Source organism: Cellulomonas sp. ICMP 17802, from assembly GCF_041295535.1.
GTDB lineage: Bacteria > Actinomycetota > Actinomycetes > Actinomycetales > Cellulomonadaceae > Cellulomonas.
On the sequence record NZ_JBGFQZ010000019.1, the window covers coordinates 1 to 23800 of the forward strand.

The window sequence follows — 23800 nt, forward strand, 5'->3', positions numbered from 1 at the left end:
AGGCGCGGGCGCGTCGGCGCCCGTGAGCCCGACGGGGGATGATGTGCGCGTGCTGGAGGAGACCCCGCCCCCGTCCGACGACACGGCTCTCGAGCCCGACCGCGTCAGCCCTCGCTCGATCGTCCTGTCCGTCGGCATGCTGGCGACGGCCGTGCTGCTGGCCGTGCTCGTGGTGCTGCCGGTGCCGTACGCGGTGAACAGCCCGGGCCCGACGCGGGACGTGCTGGGCGAGCACGACGGCACGCCGCTCATCACGATCTCCGGCGCCGAGACGTTCGACTCGACCGGCGAGCTGCGCCTGACCACCGTGTCGGGCACCGGGGGACCCGGCTTCCCGTCGAGCGCGGTGGGCGTGCTGGAGGGCTGGCTCTCGAAGTTCACCGTGGTCCAGCCCGTCGAGCTGCTCTACCCGCCCGACCAGACGCAGGACGAGATCGACCAGTCCAACACGGCCGAGATGGTGTCGTCGCAGGAGAACGCGACGGTCGCCGCGCTCACCGAGCTGGGGTACGAGGTGCCGGCCACCCTCGTCGTCGCCGGCACGGTCGAGGGGTCGGACGCGGCGGGCAAGGTGGAGAAGGGGGACGTCATCGTCGCCCTGGACGGCACCGCGGTGCCCGACTACCAGGGGCTGATCGAGCAGCTCGACGGGGTCGAGCCGGGCTCGACCGTCACGCTCACGGTCAAGCGGAACGGCCAGGCGGTCGACGTGCCCATCGTCACGGGCACCAAGGAGGACGGTCACGCGCAGATCGGCGTGTACATCGACCCGTCCTTCGACCTGCCCGTGGACGTGACCATCAGCATCGACGACATCGGCGGCCCGAGCGCCGGCACGATGTTCGCGCTGGGGATCATCGACAAGCTGACGCCCGAGGACGAGGCGAACGGCAAGGACATCGCCGGCACGGGCACCATCGACGTCACCGGCGAGGTCGGGGCCATCGGGGGGATCCGGCAGAAGCTCGCGGGCGCCAAGCGGGACGGCGCGACCTGGTTCCTGGCGCCGGCATCGAACTGCGACGAGGTCGTCGGCCACGTGCCCGAGGGCCTGCGCGTGGTGAAGATCTCGACCCTGCACGAGGCCCGTGAGGCCATCACGGCGATCGGCTCGGGCACGGCGGCCGACCTGCCCACCTGCACGAGCTAGCGGCTACTCGAGCGTCGAGCGCACCGCCGACACCAGCCCGGGCACCAGGTCCGGTCCCTGACCGACCTGCTCGTCGTCGTCGTGCGCGCGCGTGCGCACCGCGCACCAGGCCGGGCCGTCGCGCAGGGCGCCGACGACCAGCCGCACGTCCTGGCGCTCGGGGTGCGCCAGCAGGTACTCGAGCGCGGCCTCGGTGTCCTGCGGCATCGCCTCCTCCGCGGCGGGCGGCAGCACCACGCGCTCGACCGTCACGGCCATGCCGTCGACCGTCGACGGCCACGAGAGGCCGGCCAGCAGGGTCTCGAGGTCCGGCGCGGCGGGCAGCTCCTCCTGCTCGACCGACGTCAGGTGCCACGGCTCCGCCCGGGCGGCGTCGAGGACCGCGGAGTCCAGCTGGCTCGCGAGGCCCGGCTCGGTGCGCAGCATGTGCTGGGTGCGCACGAGCGCGAACACCCGGACCGGACCGTCCCAGCCCGCGGCGGCCACGTGGTGCTCGATCTCCCGGACCGAGTCGGCCAGGGCGGCGAGCTGGGGGGAGACGGCGGGCACCGGGACGGCAGGGTCGATGGACACAGGCTCATGGTCGCATCCGTGTGGGAACCTGTGCCTCGACCGGCACGTTCACCGTGCGAGTGGTGTGCATCCTGTGCGCCCAGACCTGTTGCCGACGACGAGGACCGCCACGCCGTGACCTTCGGAAGCCCGCCCCGCCCCCGCACGGCGCCCCCGCGTCGGCGTGGAGCGCTCGCCCCGACGCTCGTCGTCCTCGGGGTGCTCGTGATCCTCGTGCTGATCCTCGCGCAGGTCTGGACCGAGGTGCTCTGGTACCGCCAGCTCGGGTTCACCAACGTGATCGCGACCGAGTGGGGCACCCGCGCCATCCTGTTCGTGCTCGGCTTCGCGGTGATGGCCGGGGCGGTGTTCTGGAGCCTGAGCTTCGGGTACCGCTCGCGGCCCGTCTACGCGCCGTCGACGCAGGAGCAGGCCAACCTCGACCAGTACCGCGAGGCGATCGAGCCGCTGCGGCGGCTGGTCATGATCGTCGGCCCCGCGGTGCTCGGCCTCTTCGCCGGCGCCGCCGCGTCGCAGCAGTGGCAGACGATCCAGCTGTGGATGCACGGCGCGCCCGTCGGCAAGACGGACCCGCAGTACGGCATCGACCTGGGCTTCTACCTCTTCACGCTGCCCGGGCTGCGCTTCGTCGTGTCGTTCCTCATGGCCGTGACGGTGCTCGCGGGCATCGGCGGCGTGGCCACGCAGTACCTGTACGGGGGCCTGCGGATCGGCGGCCAGCGCGGGGGAGCGCCGCGCACCACGCGCGCCGCGCGCGTGCACCTGTCGATCATCGCCGCCGTGCTCATGCTGCTGATCGCCGCCAGCTACTGGCTGGACCGGTACTCGATCCTCATGAACACCAAGCGGGACCAGAAGTTCGCAGGCGCCTCGTTCACCGACGTGCACGCGGTCATCCCGTCGAAGGCGATCCTCGCGGGCATCGCGATCTTCGTCGCGCTGATGTTCATCGTCACCGCGGTGCGCGGCAACTGGCGCCTGCCGGCCATCGGCGTCGGCCTCATGATCGTCGCCGCGATCGCCGTCGGCGGCATCTACCCGGCGGTCGTGCAGCGCTTCCAGGTGCAGCCCAACCAGCAGGACGCCGAGGCGGACTACATCCAGCGCAACATCGGCGCCACGCTCGACGCGTACGGCCTCGACGACGTCGAGAAGACCGACTACAAGGCGAAGGTCACCGCCGAGGCGGGCGCGCTGCGCGCGGACGCCGACACGACGGCGTCGATCCGCCTCCTCGACCCGCAGATCGTCAGCCCCTCGTTCAAGCAGCTCGAGCAGATCCGTGCGTTCTACGACTTCCCCGACTCGCTGTCGGTGGACCGGTACACGATCGACGGCCAGAGCCGCGACACCGTGATCGCCGTGCGCGAGCTCTCGCTCGAGGGCCTCGACGCGCAGCAGCGCAACTGGACCAACGACTCGACGGTGTACACGCACGGCTTCGGCGTCGTGGCCGCCTACGGCAACACCACCGCGGTCCGCGGCGCGCCGGCCTTCTGGGAGGGCGGCATCCCGTCGACGGGCTCGATGGGCAACTACGAGCCGCGCATCTACTTCAGCCCCAAGGCCCCCACGTACTCGATCGTCGGCGCCCCCGAGGGCACCAAGCCGTGGGAGCTGGACTACCCCGACGACGCCTCGGGCGGCGCGGTGAACAGCACGTTCCCCACGCAGACGGTGTCCGCGGGCCCGTCGATCGGGAACCCGCTGACCAAGCTGCTCTACGCGCTCAAGTTCGGCTCCGAGCAGATCGTGTTCTCCGACCGCGTGACCAGCGACTCGCAGATCCTCTACGACCGTGACCCGCGCGAGCGCGTGCAGAAGGTCGCCCCGTACCTGACCCTCGACGGCCGGGTGTACCCCGCGGTGGTCGACGGCCGGGTCAAGTGGATCGTCGACGGCTACACCACGTCCGACCAGTACCCCTACTCGGCCTCGCGCCCGTTGGACGAGGCGACGACGGACTCGCTCACGGAGTCCTCGGAGACCGTGCAGGCGCTGCAGCCCAAGACCGTGAACTACATCCGGAACTCGGTGAAGGCCACAGTCGACGCCTACGACGGCTCGGTGACCCTGTACGCGTGGGACGCCGAGGACCCGATCCTCAAGGCGTGGGCCCGCACGTTCCCCTCGACGCTCGAGCCGCTCTCGTCCATCGACGGCGACCTCATGAGCCACCTGCGCTACCCCGAGGACCTGTTCAAGGTGCAGCGCTACCTGCTGGCCCGGTACCACGTGACGGACGCCGGCCAGTTCTTCTCCGGCAACGACTTCTGGGCCAACCCGAACGACCCCACCAGCAGCGTGGCCGTGCCGCAGCCGCCCTACTACCTGACGCTCAAGATGCCGGACCAGGACTCGGCCAGCTTCTCGCTGATGTCGACGTTCATCCCGACCGGCACCAACGCGCGCAACGTGCTGACGGGGTACCTCGCCGTCGACGCGGACGCGGGCAACCAGGCGGGCAAACCCTCGGCCGACTACGGCAAGATGCGGCTGCTCGAGCTGCCACGCGACTCGACCGTGCCCGGACCCGGCCAGGTGAACAACAACTTCGTCGCCGACCCGACCGTGTCCAACGAGCTCAACATCCTGGGCCGCGGCGACTCGCAGGTGGTGCGCGGGAACCTGCTGACCCTGCCGATGGGCGGCGGCCTGCTGTACGTGCAGCCCGTGTACGTCCAGGCGCGCACGGGGACAACCTTCCCGCTGCTGCAGCGCGTGCTCGTGGCGTTCGGCGACGACATCGGGTTCGCGGACACGCTCGACGGCGCGCTCGACCAGGTGTTCGGCGGCGACTCCGGGGCCAGCGCCGGCGACGCCGGGACCTCGCCCGACACCGGCACGCCACCGCCCGACACGGGGACGGGGACCGGCACCGAGACGCCGCCTGCGACGGGGACCGACGCGACCGCGCGGGCCGACCTCGACCGCGCGCTGCAGCAGGCCAAGCAGGCCATCGCCGACAGCGAGGCCGCCCTGGCGATCGGCGACTTCGGGGCCTACGGCGAGGCGCAGAAGCGCCTCGACACGGCCGTGCAGAACGCCGTCGACGCCGAGGCCAGGCTCGGCCAGTGACGCGCTCCGGGCCGGCGGTGGTGACGCACGACACCGCCGGTCCGGGGGCTCGCGATTTGGTGGCCCCTAGGGCGTGAGGTAGGTTGTACTCACCGACGCGGGGTGGAGCAGCTCGGTAGCTCGCTGGGCTCATAACCCAGAGGTCGCAGGTTCAAATCCTGCCCCCGCTACAAGAAATCGAAGGCCCGGACCTGATGGTCCGGGCCTTCGTCGTGTGACGGGTCCGCGTCCGATCACCCGTCGTCGTCCGGGGGTGCCGCCGCGCCGTCGCGCTCATCGCGCTCCGCCCAGCGCAGCAGCGGAGCCAGGTCGAACACCGCGTCGTCGATGCCGGCGTGGAGGTCGCCGAGCTCGGCATAGCGCGCGGGCACGGTGCGCAGCGTGCAGTCGCGTGGGTCGACGTCGTCGATCTCGTCCCAGCGCAGGGGCGTCGACACGGTGGCCTCCGGGGTTCCGCGCACCGAGTAGGCCGAGGCGATCGTGTGGTCGCGGGCGTTCTGGTTGTAGTCGACGAACACGAGCGAGGGATCCCGGTCGCGCCGCCACCACGTGGTGGTGACGTCGTCCGGTGCGCGGCGCTCCACCTCCCGCGCGAACGCTAGCGCCGCTCGCCGCACGTCCGCGAACTCGTGCTCGGGCTTCACCCGGACATAGACGTGCAGGCCGGACCCGCCGGAGGTCTTCGGCCAGCCGACGGCGCCCAGCTCGTCCAGGACCTCCCGCGCCACGTGGGCCACCCGCCGCACCCGGTCGAAGGGGCAGTCCGGCATCGGGTCCAGGTCGATGCGCCACTCGTCGGGGCGTTCGGTGTCGGCCCGGCGACTGTTCCACGGGTGGAACTCGACGGTCGACATCTGCACCGCCCAGATCACGTGGGCGAGCTCGGTCACGCACAGCTCGTCGGCGGTCCGGCCGTAGCGCGGGAAGTAGAGCTCCACCGTCTCCATCCACGGCGGGGCCCCGCGCGGCAACCGCTTCTGGTGGACCTTCTCCCCGGTGACGCCCGTCGGGTAGCGGTGCAGCATGCACGGGCGCTCCCGCAGCGCACGCACGATCCCGTCACCCACCGCGAGGTAGTAGCTCGCGAGGTCGAGCTTGGTCGCCCCGCTGGCGGGGAAGTAGACGCGGTCGGGGTTGGAGAGCCGCACGGTGCGGGACCCGACCTCGAGCTCCACGGCAGGTGAGTGTTCCGGGGCCATGCCTCATTCAAGCGCGCGGCGTGCCTCCGCGACCGCAGGGCGGACCCCATCGAGCGGACGGGCGCGGTCAGCGGTCGACGGTCCGCGCCTCCGGCCGGACCACGATCGCGCTCGACACCGGGGGTTGCTCTCCGTGGCGATCACGGCCGTCGACAGCCTCAGGCTCGACGATCGACGGGCTCGGCTGCCCACGCAGCTCCCCATGCACACCGCGCTGACCTGAGACGACCGAGAGCTGAACGTTGGTGAGCGAGGTGCACGGGCGCGGCAGGCGCGTGCTCGCGGCACATCGCGCTTGACCTCGCCTGGGGCGCATCTCATCTGATGGACACCGGGGTACCGCCGGATCGGCGCCGCGCGGTTATCCCATCAGACAAGGACGCCCGCGTCCACGACCATGGGAGACAGCACCGTGAAGCTCACCAAGATGCGCACCATCGCCGCCACCGGCATCGCCGCCCTCGCGATCGGCGGGATCGGCGTCGCAGCCCACGCGGCCACCAGCGCACCGGCACCGGCCCCGGCGACGACCGTGGTCGACGCCCCGAGCACGCCGGCCCCGCAGTCGACGGACACGGTCGATGGCGACAACAACGGCGACAACCAGGACGCCGACGACGCGACGCAGGGCGACACCCAGGACGCAAACACCGACGACGCCGCGCAGGGTGATGTGCAGGACGGCAACACCGACGGGGGCGACGTCAGCGAGGGCGACAACAACGGCGAGAACGACAACGTCGACGACGGCGACAACCAGAACGCCGACGACGACGGCGCGGCTGCCGACGACAACGAGGGCGACACGGGCAGCACCGCCGGCACCGCCGGCACCGCCGGCACCGCCGGCACCGCCGGCGACACCCAGGACAACGCCGGTGACGGCGCGACCGGCGACGATTCCCACGGCTGAGACCATGCTCGTCGGTAGGGCGGGCAGTCCTGCCCGCCCCACCATCCTGTCCCAGAGGAATCAGTCGGTGACCGAAGAGCTCGAGTTGGCGGTGGCCGCTGCCGCGGCCGGCGACCGCGACGCGATGCGCACGCTCTATGAGGCGCTCGCTTCCCGGGTCGCCGGCTACCTGGAGTTCCGGGGCGCAGAAGATCCCGCCGGCATGACGAACGATGTGTTCGTCCGGGTCCTGGCCCGGATGGCCGAGGTCACCGGGGGCTGGCCGGGCTTTCGGGCCTACGTGTTCACCGTCGCCCACGGCAAGCTCGTCGACGAGCTTCGGAGTCGGCACCGCAGACCGGTCCACCTCGAGTACGAGGCGGACTCCGACCCGCGGACGCATGCCTCCGCCGAGGACCAGGCCCTCGATCGTGCCGGCGGCAGCGACGCGCTCGCCGTGCTCGACCTGCTGCCGGAGGACCAGCGCGCTGTGGTGACGCTGCGCGTGCTGGGCGAGCTGACCGTCAAGGAGACGGCGGTGGCGATCGGACGCAGCGAGGTCGCCGTCAAGAAGCTCCAGAGCAAGGCGCTGGGCAGTCTCCGCATGTTGCTGAGCACCGAGCCATCCGGCCCCGGTAGCGCGGCCGCGTCGGAGGGACTCCGATGACCGAGCACGACAACCACCACGAGGACGCACCCATGATCAGCGACACCGCACTGGGTGACCCGGCCCTGCGCGATCTCTTCGCCGAGCTGAGCGCCCTCGCCGACCGTCCGACGCCGCCGATCGGTGAGGAGCTCGCCGCCCTCCTTGCCGGCGCAACTCCGCTGACCGTCGCGCCTGGTCGTCGAAACCGGGCAGCCAAGTCGGCCGTCATCGGCCTGGTCACGGCGGGAATCCTCGCCGGCGGAGTCACCGCGGCCGCCGCAGCCAACGAGCTGCCTGCCCCGGCCCAGCGTGTCGTCTCCCGGGTGATCACCACCCTCACCCCGCTGGAGATCCCGAACCCGGACGAGCAGGGGCCGGTCGAGCACCAGACCGACTCCAACCTCGAGAACGGCGATGATCCCGGACAGGGTGACCAACCGGGCCGCAGCGACCCCGTGCAGAACGGCCCTGCTGGGGGCGCCGACAGCGGCAGCCAGGACCAGGAGGGCGGCCAGACCGACCCCTCCGACGACCCGGCAGGCGGGGCGCGGACCGTCCAGCAGGGCACGTCGAGCGACGGTACGAGCGAGCAGCGCACGAGGGGGTCGTCTGGCGAGTCCGGCAGCGGAGACCCGACGGGTGACGACTCTCCCGACTCCGGCACCGGAGGCGGCAAGCAGGGCGGTGACGACTCAGGGCAGTAGCCGCCGCGGTCTGCACGTGCACGAGGCTTCGGCCACCCCCTGTGACGTGCACCCGGCGGACCACCGGGCGACGCCGGTACGGTGCGGTCCGACATTTGAGATGCCTTGACAGCATGTGGACCGGCCCGCACACTCGTCGCATGTCCATCGACCGCACCGTGCCCGTGGCGTCCCGCCACGCGGGATCCGTCGACGTGCCGTCGACGCGCCGGTGTCTCTGTCGAATGTGTCGCTGACGACCCTGTCGTACCGGTCCCCGCAGCTCTGAGGAGCTCCCCGCAGGCGTCCCGCCTGGTCCGTGGGCAGGGATCAGTCCCGCCGCACCGCGGCGCAGCCCGTCACCGCCCGCCCGGGGTCTTCCCCGCCGGCGCGGTGCGGACCACACAGTGACATCGCATGACGATCGATGGAGAAGACCCGTGCCGAACCGTACCCGTATCGACCTGCTGCCGATCCAGGAGGCCGTGGCGACGGCGTCCCCGGGCGCCTGGCGCGACGGGCTCGTAGCAGCCCGCGACGCCGACACCGTCACCGTGGCCCTGCTGGACGGTCACGAGGCCGTGCTGGGGACCCGGGCGGCGCCCGCCGTCGGCGAGCCCGTCGCGGTGCACCTGGTCGCCGAAATCGTCGCGCTGGGCGGCGCGTGGTACGCCGCCCGCCCCGTCGTCCGCTAGGCCGTCTGCATCGAGGCCATCGCGGCCTTGCACGCGGCGACCATGGCCGTGCACGCCGACGCGCAGATGCGGCAGTGCTCGGACATCTCGGCGTGCATCGAGCACTCGGCCGCGCACGCCTCGCCCATCGTCATGCACGCGGTCATCATCGAGGTCATGACGCCCATGTCGTAGCCGGTCGGGCGCATCATCATCCGCATCATCGCCGTGGCGACGTCCGCGGTGTTCATACACATCGACGCGCAGCGGCCCATGCCCTCGCCGCCGTCGGCGTCCGCGCACATCGTGGCCGCCATCGACGCCGCCGAGCACGCCTCGATGCAGTCCTGCATCATCGGCATCTGCATGCCCGTCGTGCCCATCGGCATCGACTTCATCATGTCCGCCATCATGCTCATGGTTGCTCTCCCACTGTCGTCGCGACTCGGTGATCCTGCTCTTGCGACGGTACGCCGGGCGTTCGCCGCGGCGCCACGGCTCAGGCGTCCGGGCTCGTGCTCGTCGGCGGATCGATCAGCGCCTGGACGGCCGGGCCGTAGAGCGCGACGATCCGCTCGCGCGACGCCGCCAGGAGGCTCTCGTCCTCGGCGACGTCCCACGACTGCAGGAGACCGCCCAGCTGCGAGGCGATGAGGTGCGCGCGGAGCTCGGCGTGCGGGCCCTCGAGCCGGTCGACCAGCCGCTCGACGAACAGGGTCCGGGTCACGTGGCGCAGCCGCGAGCGGACGCTGCTGGAGTCGGACGCCCGGATGAGGGCCGTAAGGTCGCGGCGCACCGAGATCTGGTCGGGGGCGAGCGCGAACTCGACGAGCCGCTCCCCGAGCGACCCGGTCGGGCCGCCGAGGTCGGGCAGCGGCCGCTCGGCCAGGCTCATGACCCGCAGGAAGAGCTCCTCCTTCGAGCCGAACCAGCGGATCACCAGGGCGGGGTCGACGCCGGCGGCGGTGGCGAGCGCGCGCACGGACGTGCCGGCGTAGCCCTGCTGCTCGAACATCGTGCGGGCGTGGCGCTCGACGGCCTCGCGCCCGGTCTCGGTCGTGGTCACGCGACGATCATCCCGCATCCTGGTCAACACTGTTGACAATCTGACTGTCAACGGCGTTGACTAAGTGAGTCCTGCTCGTCCCGCCGGTGCTGCCGGGTCAGCCGTCCGACCGCCACCGAGGAAATCCCGAGGGAACAGCATGACCACCGACACCATCAGCGCGCCCGCCGACCCGCGCGCCGCCACCGGCCGCTTCGGCCTCTGGATCGTCTTCGTCGGGTTCGGGGCGCTCGTCGTCTCGCTCGCCCAGTCCCTGCTGATCCCGGTCCTGCCGACGCTCCCGGGCCTGCTCGACTCCTCGTCCGACCAGGTGGCCTGGCTCCTGACCGCGACGCTGCTGGCGTCCGCGGTCTCGATCCCGCTGCTGGGCAGGCTCGGCGACATGTTCGGCACCCGCCGGATGCTGCTCGTCGCGCTCGGCGCGATGGTGGTCGGCTCGCTGGTGTGCGCGCTGTCCGACAGCCTCGGGGTCCTGATCGTCGGCCGGGCGGTCCAGGGTGTCGCGGCCGGCGCGATCCCGCTGGGCATCAGCCTGCTCGCCGGCGTGCTGCCGCGGGGGCGGTCCGGCGGGGCGATCGCCGCGGTCAGCGCGATGCTCGGCGTGGGCGGAGCGCTCGGCCTGCCGCTGGCCGGCTTCGTCGCCGAGCACGCGGACTTCCACGTGCTCTTCTGGGTGACGGCCGTCGGGGCGCTCGTCGCGTTCGCGGGCGTCCGGCTGTTCGTCCCGGAGAAGGCCGGCCGCAGCGGCGGTCGCGTCGACGTGCTCGGCGCGGTCCTGCTGGCCGGCGCCCTGGTGTCGCTGCTCCTGCCCCTGGCGGAGTCCTCCAAGTGGGGCTGGGGCTCGGCGCGCGTGATCGGCCTGCTCGTCGCCTCCGCCCTGTTCTTCGCCGCGCTCGGCTGGTGGCAGCACCGCACGTCGGACCCGCTCATCGACCTGACCGCGCTGCGCCGCCGCCCGATCGTGCTCACCAACATCGCCTCGCTGCTGTTCGGGTTCGCGCTCTTCGCGTCGCTCATCGGCACCGCGTCCTACGTCCAGGCGCCCGAGTCCACCGGCTACGGCTTCGGCAGCACGATGCTCGTGTCCGGCCTGGTGATGCTGCCCAGCGGCCTGGCCATGCTGGCGCTCGCCCCCGTGTCCGCCCGCCTGATCGTCCGCCGCGGCGCGCCGTTCACGCTCGCGGTCGGCGCCGTCGTCGTCGCGCTCGGCTGGGTCATGCGCATCCTGCTCACGGGCTCGCTGCTCGAGGTCGTCGTCGGCACCACGGTCGTGGGCCTGGGCACCGCCATCGGGTACGCGGCGATGCCGTCGCTGATCAACGCCCACACGCCCGCCGGCGAGATCGCGGCGGCCAACGGCCTGAACACCCTGATCCGGTCGGTCGGCAGCTCGCTCGCCAGCGCGCTCGGCGGCGCGATCCTGGCCTCGAGCGTCGTGGCGGTCGGCGCGTTCGCCGTCCCGTCGCTGAGTGCGTACCGCGAGCTCTTCGCGATGTGCGCCGGCGCGGCGCTGCTCGCCGCCGTCGTCGCGGTCGTCCTGCAGCGTCAGCGGGTCGTGGCCGACGTCGCCCCGGCCTCGTAGGGTCGGTTCCGGACGGAGGGCGTCCGGAACGGAGGGGTCATGGCCGGCGACCGCAACCCGACCGCGCGCGCACTCACCACTCTGGAGCTCATCCAGGCGAGCCCGGGGATCACTGCGGAGCGGCTCGCGGACACCCTCGGCGTCTCGGAGCGGGCCGCGCGGCGCTACGTCGGGAACCTGCGCGACGCCGACATCCCGATCGTGTCGGTGCGCGGGCCCTACGGCGGGTACCGGGTCGGGCGAGGGCTGCGGCCGCCGCCGCTCATGCTCACGGCGGCCGAGGCGCTGGCGCTGGTCATGGCCGTGCTCGACGGCCACCACGACCTCGACGACGCCACGCAGCCCGTCGCCACCGCCATCGGCAAGGTGGTCCGGTCGCTGCCCGAGTCGGTCGCAGCGCCGGTCCGGGCCGTGCGGGACGTCGCCGCGCCGGCCCCGGACCGGGCGGCGGCGCGGCCCGACCCCGTCACCGCGACGGCGCTGGTGCAGGCCTGCGCGGCCCACCGGCGCGTCCGGGTGGCCTACCGGTCGGAGAGCGGGAACGCCTGGGACACCGAGGTGGAGCCGTGGGCGGTCGTCGTGCGGCACGGCCGCTGGTACCTGCTGTGCCACTCGGTCGCCTCCGACGCCCGCCGCGCCTACCGCGTGGACCGGGTGGAGCGGGTCGACGTGCTCGCCGAGACGTTCACCCCGCCCGTCGACCTGGACCCCGTCGCGGAGCTCGAGGCGCACCTGGCCACGGGGTGGGAGTTCGCCGTCGACGTCGTCCTGCAGGCCCCGGCGCACCGCGCGCAGCACTGGCTCCCACCCGGCCTGGGCCGGCTCGAGGCCCTGGACGGCTCGTCGTGCCGCCTGGTGGGCACGACGAGCAACCCGTACTGGTACGCGGAGCGGCTCGCGCCGGTGCCCGTGGACTACCGGGTGGTGGGCGGACCCGAGCTGCGGGCGACCGTCCGTGCGCTCGGCAGCCGGATGCTCGCGGCGACGCAGGAGCCGGCCGTCACCACTGCCTGATCCACGTGAGCGGTGCCCCGGACACGGGCCGCCAGTCGAGCGGCGGGTCCTCGCCGACGCGCCCGTCCACCACCTCGCGCAGCAGGTCGGCGTGGCCCGTGTGCCGCCCGTACTCCTCGATGAGGTCGAAGAGCAGCCGGCGCAGCGACACGTGGTGGCCGTCTCCGTCGCCGTCGTTGCCGGGCTGGTCCAGCCCGCCGGCCTCCAGCGCCTCCGCCAGCCGCTCGCGCGACCGGGCGACCGCGCCGTCCCAGGCCGCGTAGAGCTGCTCGGGGGTGTCGTCCACCGCGGACAGGAGCTCGGTGTCGTTCTCGCGCCACGTCTCGGGCTGCCACATCTCGCCGGGGTGCTGGCCGGCCAGCTTCCAGCGGAACGTGGTGTCCTCCACGGCGGCGAGGTGCTTGAGCAGGCCGCCGAGCGTGAGGGCGGAGACGCCGACGTGCTGCGCCAGGCCGGCGCTGTCGAGCCCGTCGGCCTTCCACCGGAACGTCGTGCGGAGCCGGTCGAGCGAGGCCACGAGGTGGTCGAGCTCGGTGCTGGCGAGGGGCGGTTCCCAGGGTGCGATCTTCGTCATGCGGCGACCGTACGGCCGGTTCCGGACGATCTGCGTCCGGATCGTCAGGACGTACCCGCCGGGTTGTCGTCGCCCGTCAGGTACGTGCCGTGGCCCTCGACCACCAACCCGTCGGCGAGCACCAGCACCTCGTCGACCAGGTTGCCGCGCTGGTTGCGGTAGCTGATCACCAGCACGCCGACGCCGACGAACACGCGCTCGACCGTGAAGCGCAGGTCGGGGATCCGTCGCAGGCCCTCGGCCCAGTACGCGCGCAGGGCCTGCTTGCCGCGCAGGACGCCGCCGGACTCGGGGAACAGCCGCGCGGCGACGGGCGACGTGAAGACGACGTCGTCGTGGAAGTGGGACAGGACGGCGTCGAGGTCGTGGGCGTTCCAGGCGGCGGCCCAGGCCGCGGCGAACGCGGCGGGGTCGTCGACGGGGGCGAGGTGGTCCATGGCACCGACCGTACGGTCCCCCGCGCGCCCGTCGTGCAGGTTCGCCCGGACCCGGGGTGCGGGGACCGGTGGGAGCGCCTAGCGTCGGGCGACGTGCTGGGACATGTCGAGGAGTCGCGACCGGAGCCGTCGGACGGCGGCCCGGCCACGGTGCTCGACGACCGGTACCGGCTCGACCGCGTCCTCGGCCGGGGCGGCATGGCGACCGTGCACCAGGCGCACGACCTGCTGCTCGACCGCGACGTCGCCGTCAAGGTGTTCCCGCCCGTGCACGAGGACGCCGACGACCTGCTGCGCAACCGCGCCGAGATCCGGGTGCTGGCCACCCTGAGCCACCCTGGCCTGGTCACGCTGCACGATGCCGGGACCGTGTACGGCGCGGACGACTCCCACCAGGTGTACCTGGTCATGGAGCTGGTCGCGGGCCCGACGCTCGCCGAGCGCCTGCGCCGCGGAGCCCTGGGGCCCGAGCAGACGGCGATGGTCGGCCGCGACGTCGCCGAGGCGCTCGCGGTGGTCCACGCGCAGGAGATCGTGCACCGCGACATCAAGCCCGCGAACGTGCTGCTCACGGCGCCGGACGCGCTCGACGACGACGCCCGGTCCCGCCGCCCGGCGGTCAAGCTCGCCGACTTCGGCATCGCCCGGCTGGCGGGCGCGACGCGGTTGACGATGACGGGGATGACCCTGGGCACCGTGAGCTACCTGAGCCCGGAGCAGGCGACCGGCAGCGCGCTCGGTCCGGCCAGCGACGTCTACGCCCTGGGCTTGGTCCTGCTGGAGTGCGCGACGGGCAGGCCCGCCTTCACCGGCACCGCGGCCGAGGTGGCCACCGCCCGGCTGACCTCCCCGCCGCACGTACCCGACGAGCTGGGACCGGAGCTGTCGGACATGCTCGTGCGGATGACGCGCCTGGCACCCGAGGACCGACCCACCGCGGACGAGGTCGCGGCCGGTCTGTCCGCGCTCGCGGGCACCCCGTCGGACGCCACCCTGGTCCTGCCCGTCGGCGAGCTGCCGCCCACGCGCGTGGCGCCGGCCGTGCGGGCCGAGCCGGTCGCGGCGCGTGCCGGCTGGCGGGCCCGCGTCCGCTCCGCGCGCTGGGCCGTTGCCGCGGCGGCCGTCGTGCTGCTGGCGGGCGGCGCCGTGCTCGTCGGGCAGCTCGCGTCGGGCGGCCCCGACCCGACGGCCCCGCCGTCCTACCCGGCCGTGCCGGGCACGATCGGGGAGTCGCTCACCGAGCTGCAGGGGAGCGTGGAGCCGTGAGGCGGGCGGCCGGTCTGGCCCTGGCCGCGGTGCTGGTGCTCGCCGGGTGCGGCGGCAGCACCGACCTCGCGCCCGACCGCGCGCACACGCTCCAGCAGACGGTGCTCGCGGTCACCCAGGCCGCGGCCGAGAGCCGCTGGGACGACGCGCTCGCGCAGCTCGACGAGGCGCGCACCGAGCTCGACGCCGGTGTCGACGCCGGCGAGGTGTCGACGGCGCGCTACCGCGAGGTCGACGCCGCGCTCGACCGCGTCACGGCGGAGATCACCGCCGAGAAGGAGCGGGTCGCCGCCGCCCAGGCCGCGGAGCAGGCGGCCGCCACGCCGACCGCGACGACGCCGGCGCCCGCGCCCGAGCCTCCGGCGAAGGGCAAGGACAAGGACAAGGACAAGAACAAGAACGGCAAGTAGCTACAGGCCGCTGACACCGAGCAGCTGCCCGATCGCGTACGTCACCGCCATCGCCGCGGCGCCGCCGAGCACCAGCCGCAGCACGGCGCGCCCGGGCGGGGCGCCGCCCAGCCACGCGCTGATGCGTCCGGTGAGCACGAGCGCGACGAGCACCGCGACGAACGTCACCGGCACGCGCACGCCCGCCGGCGCGAGCGCGACGGCGAGGACGGGCAGCACCGCCCCGGCCGTGAACGAGACGCCCGACGAGATGGCGGCGTGCGTCGGGTTGGTCAGCGCGTCCGGGTCCAGCCCGAGCTCGGCGTCCAGGTGCGCAGCCACGGCGTCGTGGGCGGTGAGCTCGGCCGCGATCGTGCGGGCGGTGTCCGCCGAGATGCCCTTCGCCTCGTAGATCGCCGCGAGCTCGGCCAGCTCGCCCTCGGGGTCGTCGCGCAGCTCGGCGCGCTCGGTCGCGATGAGCGCCCGCTCGGCGTCGCGCTGGCTGCTCACCGAGACGTACTCGCCGAGCGCCATCGACACGGCGCCCGCCACCAGGCCGGCGATGCCGGCCGTGAGGATCGGCCCGATCGCCGAGGTGGCGCCCGCGACGCCCAGCACCAGGCCGGCGGTCGAGATGATGCCGTCGTTGGCGCCCAGCACGCCCGCGCGCAGCCAGTTCAGCCTCGCGGCGTCGCGGCCCTGACCGCCGTCGACCACCAGCTCACCCACGGGTCGTCGACCACCAGCGCGCGGCCGCCGCCGACTCGCCGAGCCCGACGGCGAAGAACGCCCACTGCACCGGGGAGCCCCACCCGATGAGCGGCAGCTGCGCGAGCACCCAGCCGGTCAGCAGCAGGCCGGCGCCGAGGCTCGCGAGCGCGGCGCGCGGGTGGCGCCGCAGCCCCAGGACCAGCGCGGTCGCCTGCGGGAGGCCGACGCAGATTCCCAGGGCCAGCGCCGGGACCGCCGGTCCGTCGACGAACGTCAGCTGGTCGACGAGCGGGCCGAACTGGCCGGACAGGAACCCCTGGACGCCCGCGACCGCGCCCACGACCGTGACGCCCTCGAGGGCGAGCGCCCACCGGCGGCCGGCGGGGGCCACGCGCACGGCGCCGGGCGCCGCGGCGGGGGCCGGCACCCGGCTCATCGCACCAGGTGGATCTCGTGCGACTCGAGGTCGTCGAGGTCGTCCGACGACGCCTGCAGCAGACGGTCCGCGAGGTTGCGCAGGGCGCGGGCCGCGGCCACCTCGGTGCCCACCTCCGGCACGTCGAGGTCGTACGCGGTGAAGCGTGCGCGGCCGTAGCCGTCGAGGGTCGCCCCCGTCGTCGTCGTGAGGACCGCGTGCGCGCGTGTGGTCGGGTCGTCGGGGGAGTCGACGAGGTAGATCGCCACGTTCCAGGTCTCGGTCACGGCCGGCCTCCTTCGCCCGTCGTCGCTGCGACCCGCGGAGCCGTCGGGACCGCCTCGGCAGCTACTGCGAGCGTGCGCCCCACCCCGAGCGAGCACCAGGGCACAAGGTCCCGCGATCAGGGGCCGGCTCCGGGCGATCACCGATGCGCCCGCCCGAGCCCCCGGTGCATCCTGGGGGAGCCCGGTCACCGAGGCCGGCGCGAGAGGAGCACGACCATGGGCAGCATCCACGACAGCATGGCTCGCGAGGGCCTGGTCCGGCCGATCGACGGCCGTGTGCTGGGCGGCGTCTGCGCCGGGCTGGGCCGACGGTTCGGCATCGACCCGTGGCCGGCGCGCCTCCTGTTCGTGCTGGTCCTGCTGGTGCTGCCCGGCAGCCAGCTGATCATCTACCCCGTGCTGTGGATCCTGATGCCCGGCGAGCGCTGGGTCCCGGCGCCCACGGCGCCGGTCTCCGACGCGGGTCAGTAGGTGGGCGACAGGTGCCGCGGGCGGCGCTGGGACGGCACCAGCGAGCTCGGGGTGGCGGGGACGACCCGCTCGAGCTCGTCGACCAGCGCCCGCCAGCAGCGTTCCACCTGCCGCAGCTGCACCGCCACGGTCTCGGGCGCCACGTGCCCGACCCGGCCCGCACCGCCCGCCTGGTCGAGCGCGTCGAGGGCGCGCTCGACCACCTGCCGGGCCGCGCGGTAGGGGGTGCCGTCCCGCGACGCGGGCGGCGTGAGCACGTCGAGCGCCGCGGCACCGTCGTCGAACAACGAGCGCACCAGCGCGACGGCGTGCGGACGGTCGTTCATGGGCATGCGGGGGGCGGCGTCCGCCACCGCGTGCACCAGCGTCGACTGGGCCAGCCGCTCGACGGTCGAGCGCAGCGCGTCGGGGTCCAGCTGGATGGCGAGCAGGAGCACCACGGTGCGGCCGAGCAGAGTCTCGGAGCGCAGCCGTTCGACGCGCCGCCGCTCCGCCACCTCGCGCGCCTCGTTCTCGGCGCGCAGCTCCTGGGCGTGCGCCTCGCGCTCACGCCGCTCGGCCTCCTGCCGCGCCGCGGTCGCGCGCCGGGCCACCAGCTCGGTCGCCGCGCGCACGTGCTGCTCGCTCTCGGTCTCCCCGCGGCGCACCAGCTCGACCGCGCACTGGTTCATGGGGGCGGCGTACCCGGTCCCGGTGTAGCCGAAGAGCGCGATCCGGTGCTCCTCCGCCCACAGCACCGCGGTCTTGGTGTACCCGGAGCGGGAGTAGAACACGGCGACCGACGCCCCCGCGGCGGACCGCAGGTCCTCGAGGTCGTCGCGCTCGACGGGGCTGCGCCGGTGCTCGACGCGGCCGGCGAAGTCGCTGCCCAGCAGGTCGAGCTCGGTCGCGGTGCCGCTCGGCGTGACCCGGACGTCCGTGCGCGCGAGGACGGTGCGGGCGTGCCTCTCGGCGAACCGCTCCGCATCCCGCCACTGCGGGTCCTTGCCCGCTGCGCTCACGTCCATCCTCCTGGGCCGCCGGCCGTTCCTGGACCGGATCTGCGCTCACCGGGACGAGAGCGGTCAGATGCCGATCCTGACCGTATTGACGGCCCGGACCGGGCGTCCTGGGCCATCTGGGTGACCGGGCCTGCGCATCTACGCGTGAGCCGACACCGCCGGACGAATCGACCGGGTGAATCCGCCGCACAGGGCCCCCGCGACCGGTTGTCCGGCGCCTCCCGTTCACCCGTCTGCGCGCCACCCGGTCCAGCGCTCCACGCGCGCCCGGATGACCGGCCCCGGGGGCGGCACCTGCCGGTACGGCGGGTAGCGCTCCTGCAGCGCCGCGAGCTCGGCCGCCGAGGGCGGCCCGTCGACCACCTCGGCCGTGGCGTCGGCGCGGACCCACCACAGCCGCGACCAGTCCGTGGCCCAGTGGTCGACGAGGAACGCGACCGACGGGTTCTCCCGGATGTTGCGCAGGCGGCGCAGGTCGGTGGAGCGCTTGGGCTTGTGGTCGACGCTCACCACGACGACGTCGCCGAGCACCGCGAACGTCACCGGCACCAGGTGCGGGCGACCGTCGGCGCCGGTGGTGGCGAGCACCGCGCGCTCGGCGTCGACGAACCGGCGCCTGCACTCCTCTGCCCTCACGGGCACCAGTCTGGGAGGCTGACCGCATGACGGCACGGTGGCCGGCCTTCGCCCCGGCGCTCGAGCGCGCGGTGCACCACGCACGCGAGTGGTTGCTGTCCCTGCCCGAACGGCCCGTGCGCCCGAGCGCCGACGCCGACGCGCTCGCCGCGGTGCTCGGCGGCCCGCTGCCGGAGGGACCGACCGCCCCGGAGGTCGTCGTCGACGAGCTGGCGGCGGGCATCGAGCCCGGGCTGATGGGGATGCCGTCGGGCCGGTTCTTCGGGTGGGTCATCGGCGGCACGCACCCGGCGGCGCTCGCCGCGGACTGGCTCACCAGCGCGTGGGACCAGAACACCGCGCTGCGGGTCTCGACCCCGGGGACCGTGGCCGTGGAGGAGGCCGCCGCCGCGTGGGCCCTCGACCTGCTCGGGCTGCCGGCCGGCGCCGACGTCGGCTTCGTCACCAGCGCGACCATGGCGAACTTCACCGGCCTCGCCGCGGCTCGCCAGCAGGTGCTCACGGACGTGGGCTGGGACCTCGACCGGGACGGGCTCGCCGGTGCGCCGCGCGTCCGCGTGCTCGTGGGGGCCGAGCGGCACGAGACCGTCGACGTCGCCCTGCGGTACCTGGGGCTGGGCGCGCCGACGGTGGTGCCGGCCGACCGGCAGGGGCGGCTGGTCGTCGGCGACCTGGAGCGTGCCCTGGGCGACGGCCCGACGATCGTGTGCCTGCAGGCGGGCAACCTGCACTCGGGCGCGTCCGACCCGATGGCGGACGCCATCGACGCGGCGCACGCCCACGGGGCCTGGGTGCACGTCGACGGGGCGTTCGGGCTCTGGGCGGCGGCCTCGCCGCGGCTGCGCGGGCTGCTGGCCGGCTACGAGCGGGCCGACTCGTGGGGCACCGACGCGCACAAGACGCTCAACGTGCCGTACGACTGCGGGCTCGCGATCGTCGCGCGCCCCGAGCCGCTGCGGCGGGCCTTCGGCATGCACGCCGACTACTTCGCGACCTTCCAGGGGTCGGGCGACCCGATGGAGAAGGTGCCCGAGCTCTCGCGGCGGGCCCGCGGGGTGCCCGTGTGGGCCGTGCTGCGGTCGCTCGGGAGGTCCGGGGTGGCGGACCTGGTGGACACCCTGGTCGAGCGCGCCCACCAGATCGCCGACGGGATCGCGACGGTCGACGGCGCCGAGATCCTCAACGACGTCGTGTTCACGCAGGTCAGCGTCGCGTTCGGCAGCGACGAGCGGACCCGGGAGGTCACGGCGCGCGTGCTGGCGGACGGGGTCACGTGGATGTCGGGCTCGCGGTGGCAGGGCCGCGACGTGCTGCGGGTCTCGGTCAGCAACTGGTCGACCGACGACGAGGACGTGGCCCGGTCGGTCGACGCCGTCCGCCGGGCGGCGTCGACCTGACCCAGGCTCAGCGCGGCTGGTGCAGGTCGGGGTCGGGGTCGACGGGCCGGGCCGCCGGGGGAGCGGACGCGCTCGGGGCGACGCCGGCGGGAGCCAGCGGGCCGACCGGCACGGCGCGGTCGCCGCGGCGACGCCGGTTCCAGCGGACCAGGGCGACCACCAGAGCGGCCACCGCGCCGCCGAACGCGAGCCAGGGCAGCAGCACGCCGACCACGATCGCCAGGCCCGCGGCGAGGTCGACGAGCGCGTTCCACCCGGTGGCCAGACCCTCGAGGAACGACTGCGGGCCGGTGGGCTCGACGACGGGCTCCACGGGCGCCAGGTCGGGACCGTAGAGCGCGACGTGGATGGTCGACAGGGCCACCTTCTCGGCCAGCCGGGCGCGCTCGGACTGCAGCTGCTCGAGGTTGCCCTGGCGCTCCGTGAGGGCGTTCTCGGCGGCGATGAGCTCCTCGTTCGACGTGGCCCGCGAGAGCAGGTCCTCCATGCGGGCGACCGACAGCTGGAGGGCGTGGATGCGCGCGTCGAGGTCCTGCGCCGCACCCGTGACGTCCTCGCTCTTGAGGTCGATCTGGTCGATGGTGCCCAGCGCGCGCAGCCCGTCGACCGCGGCGCTGACCTGGTCGGCCGGCAGCCGGAGCGTCAGCTCGGCGGTGCCGACGTCGTCCTTGGTCGCCGCGTGCTCGGAGCGGTCGTCCACCCGGCCGCCCGCGTCCTCCGTGAGCGCGACGACCGCGTCCGCGGCTGCTCGCGGGTCCTTCACCGTCATGCGGACGTCGCCGGTCTGGATCACCTGGCGGTCGGCGTCGGGCGAGCTCGCCGCGGGCTCGACGGCCGCACCGTCGGCGGTGCCGCCGCCCTGGTCGGCGCCGACGGCCCCCGCCGCGGACCCGTTGTCGGCGCTGCTGGTCCCGCTGTCGGCGCCACCGCCGGAGCAGGCGGTCAGCACCGCGCTCAGTGCGAGGACGCCCGCCACCGCCAGGCGGGTGGCGCGGGCACGGACCTTCGGGGTGGGGCGGCTCGTCGTCGGGTTCATGGGCGTGACCGTAGGGCCGCCGCCGCCGCGGTGGGCCGCCTGTGACTCAACTGTGACGGGGGTACCACCCGCGGGGCCGAATCGTGACCCGGCCGTCACCGCTCCGCGTCGTCCCTGCTCAGAGCGTGTATGCCGTCGCGGTCCACAGGTGCACGGCCGCGAACGCCCGCAGCGGCCGCCAGGGCTCCGCCAGCCGGGCGACCTCCCCGGCCGCTCCCACCCCGAGCGCGCGGCGCAGCACCAGGTCGCCGGCCGGGAGGGCGTCCCGGTCGCCGAGCACGCGCAGCGCCAGGTAGTCGGCCGTCCACGGACCGATGCCGGGCAGGGCCAGCAGGCGCTCGCGGGCGTCCGTCGAACCGGGGGTCAGGGTCAGGCCGTCGGCGCACGCCTGCGCCAGCGCGTGCAGCGTCCGGGCTCGGGAGTGCGTGATCCGCACGGTCGCCTGCAGGTCCTCCGGGTGGACCGCCGCGAGCGCGGCCGGGGACGGGTAGACGGTCAGCCCGTCCGGCCCCGTCGAGCCGTAGGCCGCGGCGAGCCGCCCGCCGAACGTCCGGGCGGCCGCGAGCGACACCTGCTGGCCGAGCACGGTGGTGACCGCCGCCTCGAACCCGTCGGGGTGCCCGAGGACGCGCAGGCTCGGGCGCGCCCGGACGAGCGGCCCGAGCACGGGGTCGCCGGCGAACGCCTCGCGGACCGCGCCCAGGTCGTCGGCGAGCCCGAACCAGGCGTCGGCGAGGGCGTCGAGACCCGGGTCATCGCCCCCGGAGGCGGTGAGCTCGACGCGGTCGGGGGAGAGGGTGGCCGCGACGACCCCGCGCCCGACGACGCGTCGGACCGTGTTCCCCTCGACCACCTCGACGCCGGGGACGGCGTGGGCGACGAGGGACGCGAGCGCGGGCGCGGGGTCGAACGGGCGCCGCACGACGAGGGTGGTGGCGATGGTGTCCTCCGGTCGAATCCATCCGACCGTACCGGGTGGGGCCGACCGGTTCCCTTTACCAACACAAGATGGACACATGGAAGGGATGCGGTCTTTCCGTGACAGTGCTAGAACTGACTCAGCTGATCGCGCCGGGTGACCGGAGCGACCAGCCGGTCGCAAGTAGGGCCGCGTTGCCGAGGGTCACGGCGAGAGCCGGGCCGCCCGTGAGGGTTCAGGGAGTGCGCCAAGCCTCGTGCCGGCGAGACGCCTCTCCGTGGCGCCCCGTCTCCGAGAAACGGGGACGGGGCGCACCTACGTACGCTGGCCCCGTGCTCCTTCTCCCGATCCGGGCCGCAGCCGACCCCACCGTGGCCGACGAGGTGCAGGGATTCGTCGTCCCGACGCTCTCGATCCTCGGCGCCGTCGTCGTCGCCTACCTCGTGGCCACCCTCCTCGCCGTGCTGGTCCGGCGGGTCGCGCGCCGGTCCGCGGTCGCCGCCGACCTGACGCGCCGCTCGCGGACGCCGATGCGGGCGGTCCTGCTGGTGGTCGCGGTGTGGATCGCGCTCCGCCTGAGCACGGACCCGTCCGACTGGACGCGGACGGCCGAGCACGTGCTGCTCATCGCGTTCATCGTCGCGCTGGCGTGGCTCGTCGGCAGCCTCGCGTTCGTGCTCGAGGACGCCGCGCTGCAGCGGTACCGCATCGACGTGGCCGACAACCGGCACGCGCGCCGCGTCCGCACCCAGGTACAGGTGCTCCGCCGCCTCACGGTGGCGGTCCTGGTGGTCTGCGCGATCGCCGCCATCCTGCTCACGTTCCCCTCGGCGCGCGCTCTCGGCGCCAGCCTGCTGGCGTCGGCGGGCGTGATCTCGATCGTCGCGGGCCTGGCGGCGCAGAGCTCGCTGGCCAACGTCTTCGCGGGGATGCAGCTGGCGTTCACGGACGCGATCCGGGTGGACGACGTGGTCGTCGTCAGCGAGCAGTGGGGGCGCATCGAGGAGATCACGCTCACCTACGTCGTCGTGCACGTCTGGGACGACCGCCGCCTGATCCTGCCGTCCACGTACTTCACGACGACGCCGTTCGAGAACTGGACCCGCCGCGCGGCCGACCTGTTGGGCACGGTCGAGCTCGACGTGGACTGGGAGGTGCCGGTGGAGCCCATGCGCGCCGAGCTGACGCGCCTGCTGCAGGACACCGACCTGTGGGACCGCCGGGTCGGGATCCTGCAGGTCACCGACGCGGTCGGGGGACTCGTGCGGGTGCGCGCGCTGGCCAGCGCGGTCGACGCGCCGACCCTGTTCGACCTCCGGTGCTACGTGCGGGAGGGGCTCGTGGGCTGGCTGCAGCGGGAGGCGCCGCAGGGCCTGCCCCGGACCCGTTGGGAGGGCGCCGCACCCGCACCTGCGCCGGCGGCCACGCCCCCGGCCGCGTCGGGCCGGCGCGCCCGGCCCGAGACGACGCCGACCCCGACGCTCCCCGTCCCCGGGGGCTGGTCCGCGGACGACACGCAGACCATCCGCACGGGTGGGCAGGACTCCCGGCTGTTCACCGGCAGCATCGAGGCCCTGGAGCGGTCCCGGAACTTCTCGGGGCCGGGCCAGGACGTCATCGACGAGCGCGAGCAGACCGCCGAGGAGCACGGCGAGGGTCGCCAGCCCTGAGCCCGATCCGACCCACCACGACGGCCGCGGT

Annotated in this window: 26 protein-coding genes and 1 tRNA gene; 14 read left to right on the forward strand and 13 right to left on the reverse strand. The window is 74.0% G+C overall.

Translation table 11 applies throughout. From position 1 onward, the window contains the following. The coding region (locus tag AB5970_RS13600; protein WP_432205896.1) for a YlbL family protein at window positions 1–1150 on the forward strand (1150 nt) is incomplete at its 5' end. 3 nt (window positions 1151–1153) lie between these two features. Here AB5970_RS13600 and AB5970_RS13605 read toward each other — a convergent pair. After that, the gene (locus AB5970_RS13605) at window positions 1154–1723 is read right to left on the reverse strand and encodes a PPA1309 family protein (RefSeq protein WP_370504488.1); all 570 of its coding nucleotides are present in this window, start codon (window positions 1721–1723) and stop codon (window positions 1154–1156) included. Between the two features lie 114 nt (window positions 1724–1837). Between AB5970_RS13605 and AB5970_RS13610 the strand changes: the two genes are divergently transcribed. Then, the gene (locus tag AB5970_RS13610; RefSeq protein ID WP_370504489.1) at window positions 1838–4801 is read left to right on the forward strand and encodes a UPF0182 family membrane protein; all 2964 of its coding nucleotides are present in this window, start codon (window positions 1838–1840) and stop codon (window positions 4799–4801) included. A gap of 96 nt (window positions 4802–4897) precedes the next feature. Beyond that, a tRNA-Met gene (locus AB5970_RS13615) sits at window positions 4898–4971 on the forward strand. 63 nt (window positions 4972–5034) lie between these two features. Here the strand turns inward: AB5970_RS13615 and ligD are convergent. Then, the gene (gene ligD, locus AB5970_RS13620) at window positions 5035–6000 is read right to left on the reverse strand and encodes a non-homologous end-joining DNA ligase (RefSeq protein ID WP_370504490.1); all 966 of its coding nucleotides are present in this window, start codon (window positions 5998–6000) and stop codon (window positions 5035–5037) included. 412 nt (window positions 6001–6412) lie between these two features. Here ligD and AB5970_RS13625 point away from each other — a divergent pair, with 412 nt between their 5' ends. The 4 genes from AB5970_RS13625 (at window position 6413) to AB5970_RS13640 (ending at window position 8919) form a co-directional block, all read left to right on the forward strand. After that, on the forward strand, window positions 6413–6913 hold the full coding sequence (locus AB5970_RS13625; protein ID WP_370504491.1) for a hypothetical protein: 501 nt from the start codon (window positions 6413–6415) through the stop codon (window positions 6911–6913). Between the two features lie 67 nt (window positions 6914–6980). Next, window positions 6981–7559 carry an RNA polymerase sigma factor gene (locus AB5970_RS13630; RefSeq protein ID WP_370504492.1) on the forward strand — a complete coding sequence of 193 codons (579 nt, stop codon included), beginning with the start codon at window positions 6981–6983 and terminating at the stop codon, window positions 7557–7559. Continuing rightward, window positions 7556–8245 carry a hypothetical protein gene (locus AB5970_RS13635; RefSeq protein WP_370504493.1) on the forward strand — a complete coding sequence of 230 codons (690 nt, stop codon included), beginning with the start codon at window positions 7556–7558 and terminating at the stop codon, window positions 8243–8245. The genes AB5970_RS13630 and AB5970_RS13635 overlap by 4 nt, the downstream gene beginning before the upstream one ends. Before the next feature lie 419 nt (window positions 8246–8664). Beyond that, on the forward strand, window positions 8665–8919 hold the full coding sequence (locus tag AB5970_RS13640) for a nuclease (protein WP_370504494.1): 255 nt from the start codon (window positions 8665–8667) through the stop codon (window positions 8917–8919). On the opposite strand, the gene AB5970_RS13645 is transcribed toward AB5970_RS13640, so the two are convergent. Both AB5970_RS13645 and AB5970_RS13650 read right to left on the reverse strand, forming a co-directional pair. Continuing rightward, window positions 8916–9317 (reverse strand): aldehyde dehydrogenase, encoded by a 402-nt coding sequence (locus AB5970_RS13645; protein WP_370504495.1) that lies wholly within the window; start codon window positions 9315–9317, stop codon window positions 8916–8918. The genes AB5970_RS13640 and AB5970_RS13645 overlap by 4 nt on opposite strands. Window positions 9318–9397: 80 nt before the next feature. Then, window positions 9398–9964 carry a TetR family transcriptional regulator gene (locus tag AB5970_RS13650; RefSeq protein ID WP_370504496.1) on the reverse strand — a complete coding sequence of 189 codons (567 nt, stop codon included), beginning with the start codon at window positions 9962–9964 and terminating at the stop codon, window positions 9398–9400. A 139-nt stretch (window positions 9965–10103) separates the two neighbouring features. Here AB5970_RS13650 and AB5970_RS13655 point away from each other — a divergent pair, with 139 nt between their 5' ends. Both AB5970_RS13655 and AB5970_RS13660 read left to right on the forward strand, forming a co-directional pair. Then, complete coding sequence (locus AB5970_RS13655; RefSeq protein ID WP_370504497.1) at window positions 10104–11546, forward strand: MFS transporter; 1443 nt, start codon at window positions 10104–10106, stop codon at window positions 11544–11546. A 39-nt stretch (window positions 11547–11585) separates the two neighbouring features. Beyond that, window positions 11586–12560: a helix-turn-helix transcriptional regulator gene (locus AB5970_RS13660; RefSeq protein ID WP_370504498.1), complete on the forward strand. Its 975-nt coding sequence runs from the start codon at window positions 11586–11588 to the stop codon at window positions 12558–12560. Here AB5970_RS13660 and AB5970_RS13665 read toward each other — a convergent pair. Together AB5970_RS13665 and AB5970_RS13670 are read right to left on the reverse strand one after the other, a co-directional pair. Further along, window positions 12547–13134 carry a DUF664 domain-containing protein gene (locus AB5970_RS13665; RefSeq protein WP_370504499.1) on the reverse strand — a complete coding sequence of 196 codons (588 nt, stop codon included), beginning with the start codon at window positions 13132–13134 and terminating at the stop codon, window positions 12547–12549. The genes AB5970_RS13660 and AB5970_RS13665 overlap by 14 nt on opposite strands. Window positions 13135–13178: 44 nt before the next feature. Further along, entirely contained in the window at window positions 13179–13571 is a 393-nt protein-coding gene (locus tag AB5970_RS13670; RefSeq protein WP_370504500.1) for a nuclear transport factor 2 family protein, read from the reverse strand. Between the two features lie 93 nt (window positions 13572–13664). On the opposite strand from AB5970_RS13670, the gene AB5970_RS13675 reads away from it, so the two are divergent. Continuing rightward, a complete protein-coding gene (locus AB5970_RS13675; RefSeq protein ID WP_370504501.1) occupies window positions 13665–14837 on the forward strand; it encodes a serine/threonine-protein kinase in 1173 nt (390 codons plus the stop codon). After that, window positions 14834–15247, forward strand: coding sequence for a mucin-associated surface protein (locus AB5970_RS13680; protein ID WP_370504502.1), 414 nt, complete (start codon window positions 14834–14836; stop codon window positions 15245–15247). The genes AB5970_RS13675 and AB5970_RS13680 overlap by 4 nt, the downstream gene beginning before the upstream one ends. Here AB5970_RS13680 and AB5970_RS13685 read toward each other — a convergent pair whose 3' ends face one another. From AB5970_RS13685 to AB5970_RS13695, 3 genes are read right to left on the reverse strand one after another with little or no spacing between them, the layout of a single operon-like run. Continuing rightward, window positions 15248–15955, reverse strand: coding sequence for a VIT1/CCC1 transporter family protein (locus AB5970_RS13685; protein ID WP_370504503.1), 708 nt, complete (start codon window positions 15953–15955; stop codon window positions 15248–15250). After that, the gene (locus AB5970_RS13690; protein ID WP_370504504.1) at window positions 15948–16373 is read right to left on the reverse strand and encodes a hypothetical protein; all 426 of its coding nucleotides are present in this window, start codon (window positions 16371–16373) and stop codon (window positions 15948–15950) included. Before AB5970_RS13690 ends, AB5970_RS13685 begins: the two co-directional genes overlap by 8 nt. After that, on the reverse strand, window positions 16370–16639 hold the full coding sequence (locus tag AB5970_RS13695) for a dsRBD fold-containing protein (protein WP_370504505.1): 270 nt from the start codon (window positions 16637–16639) through the stop codon (window positions 16370–16372). The genes AB5970_RS13690 and AB5970_RS13695 overlap by 4 nt, the downstream gene beginning before the upstream one ends. Window positions 16640–16855: 216 nt before the next feature. Here AB5970_RS13695 and AB5970_RS13700 point away from each other — a divergent pair, with 216 nt between their 5' ends. Beyond that, a complete protein-coding gene (locus tag AB5970_RS13700) occupies window positions 16856–17110 on the forward strand; it encodes a PspC domain-containing protein (RefSeq protein ID WP_370504506.1) in 255 nt (84 codons plus the stop codon). Here the strand turns inward: AB5970_RS13700 and AB5970_RS13705 are convergent. Both AB5970_RS13705 and AB5970_RS13710 read right to left on the reverse strand, forming a co-directional pair. Then, on the reverse strand, window positions 17104–18111 hold the full coding sequence (locus AB5970_RS13705) for a hypothetical protein (RefSeq protein ID WP_370504507.1): 1008 nt from the start codon (window positions 18109–18111) through the stop codon (window positions 17104–17106). The genes AB5970_RS13700 and AB5970_RS13705 overlap by 7 nt on opposite strands. 225 nt (window positions 18112–18336) lie before the next feature. Further along, window positions 18337–18747, reverse strand: coding sequence for a TIGR03668 family PPOX class F420-dependent oxidoreductase (locus AB5970_RS13710; protein WP_370504508.1), 411 nt, complete (start codon window positions 18745–18747; stop codon window positions 18337–18339). A 26-nt stretch (window positions 18748–18773) separates the two neighbouring features. Between AB5970_RS13710 and AB5970_RS13715 the strand changes: the two genes are divergently transcribed. Further along, a complete protein-coding gene (locus AB5970_RS13715) occupies window positions 18774–20144 on the forward strand; it encodes a pyridoxal phosphate-dependent decarboxylase family protein (protein ID WP_370504509.1) in 1371 nt (456 codons plus the stop codon). Window positions 20145–20151: 7 nt separating this feature from the next. Here the strand turns inward: AB5970_RS13715 and AB5970_RS13720 are convergent, their stop codons facing one another. Next, entirely contained in the window at window positions 20152–21180 is a 1029-nt protein-coding gene (locus AB5970_RS13720) for a DUF4349 domain-containing protein (RefSeq protein WP_370504510.1), read from the reverse strand. A gap of 118 nt (window positions 21181–21298) precedes the next feature. Next, window positions 21299–22102 (reverse strand): DNA-3-methyladenine glycosylase family protein, encoded by an 804-nt coding sequence (locus AB5970_RS13725; protein WP_370504511.1) that lies wholly within the window; start codon window positions 22100–22102, stop codon window positions 21299–21301. Between the two features lie 380 nt (window positions 22103–22482). Here AB5970_RS13725 and AB5970_RS13730 point away from each other — a divergent pair, with 380 nt between their 5' ends. Further along, window positions 22483–23769, forward strand: a complete 1287-nt coding sequence (locus AB5970_RS13730) for a mechanosensitive ion channel family protein (RefSeq protein WP_404990723.1) — start codon at window positions 22483–22485, stop codon at window positions 23767–23769. Window positions 23770–23800 lie beyond the last annotated feature (31 nt).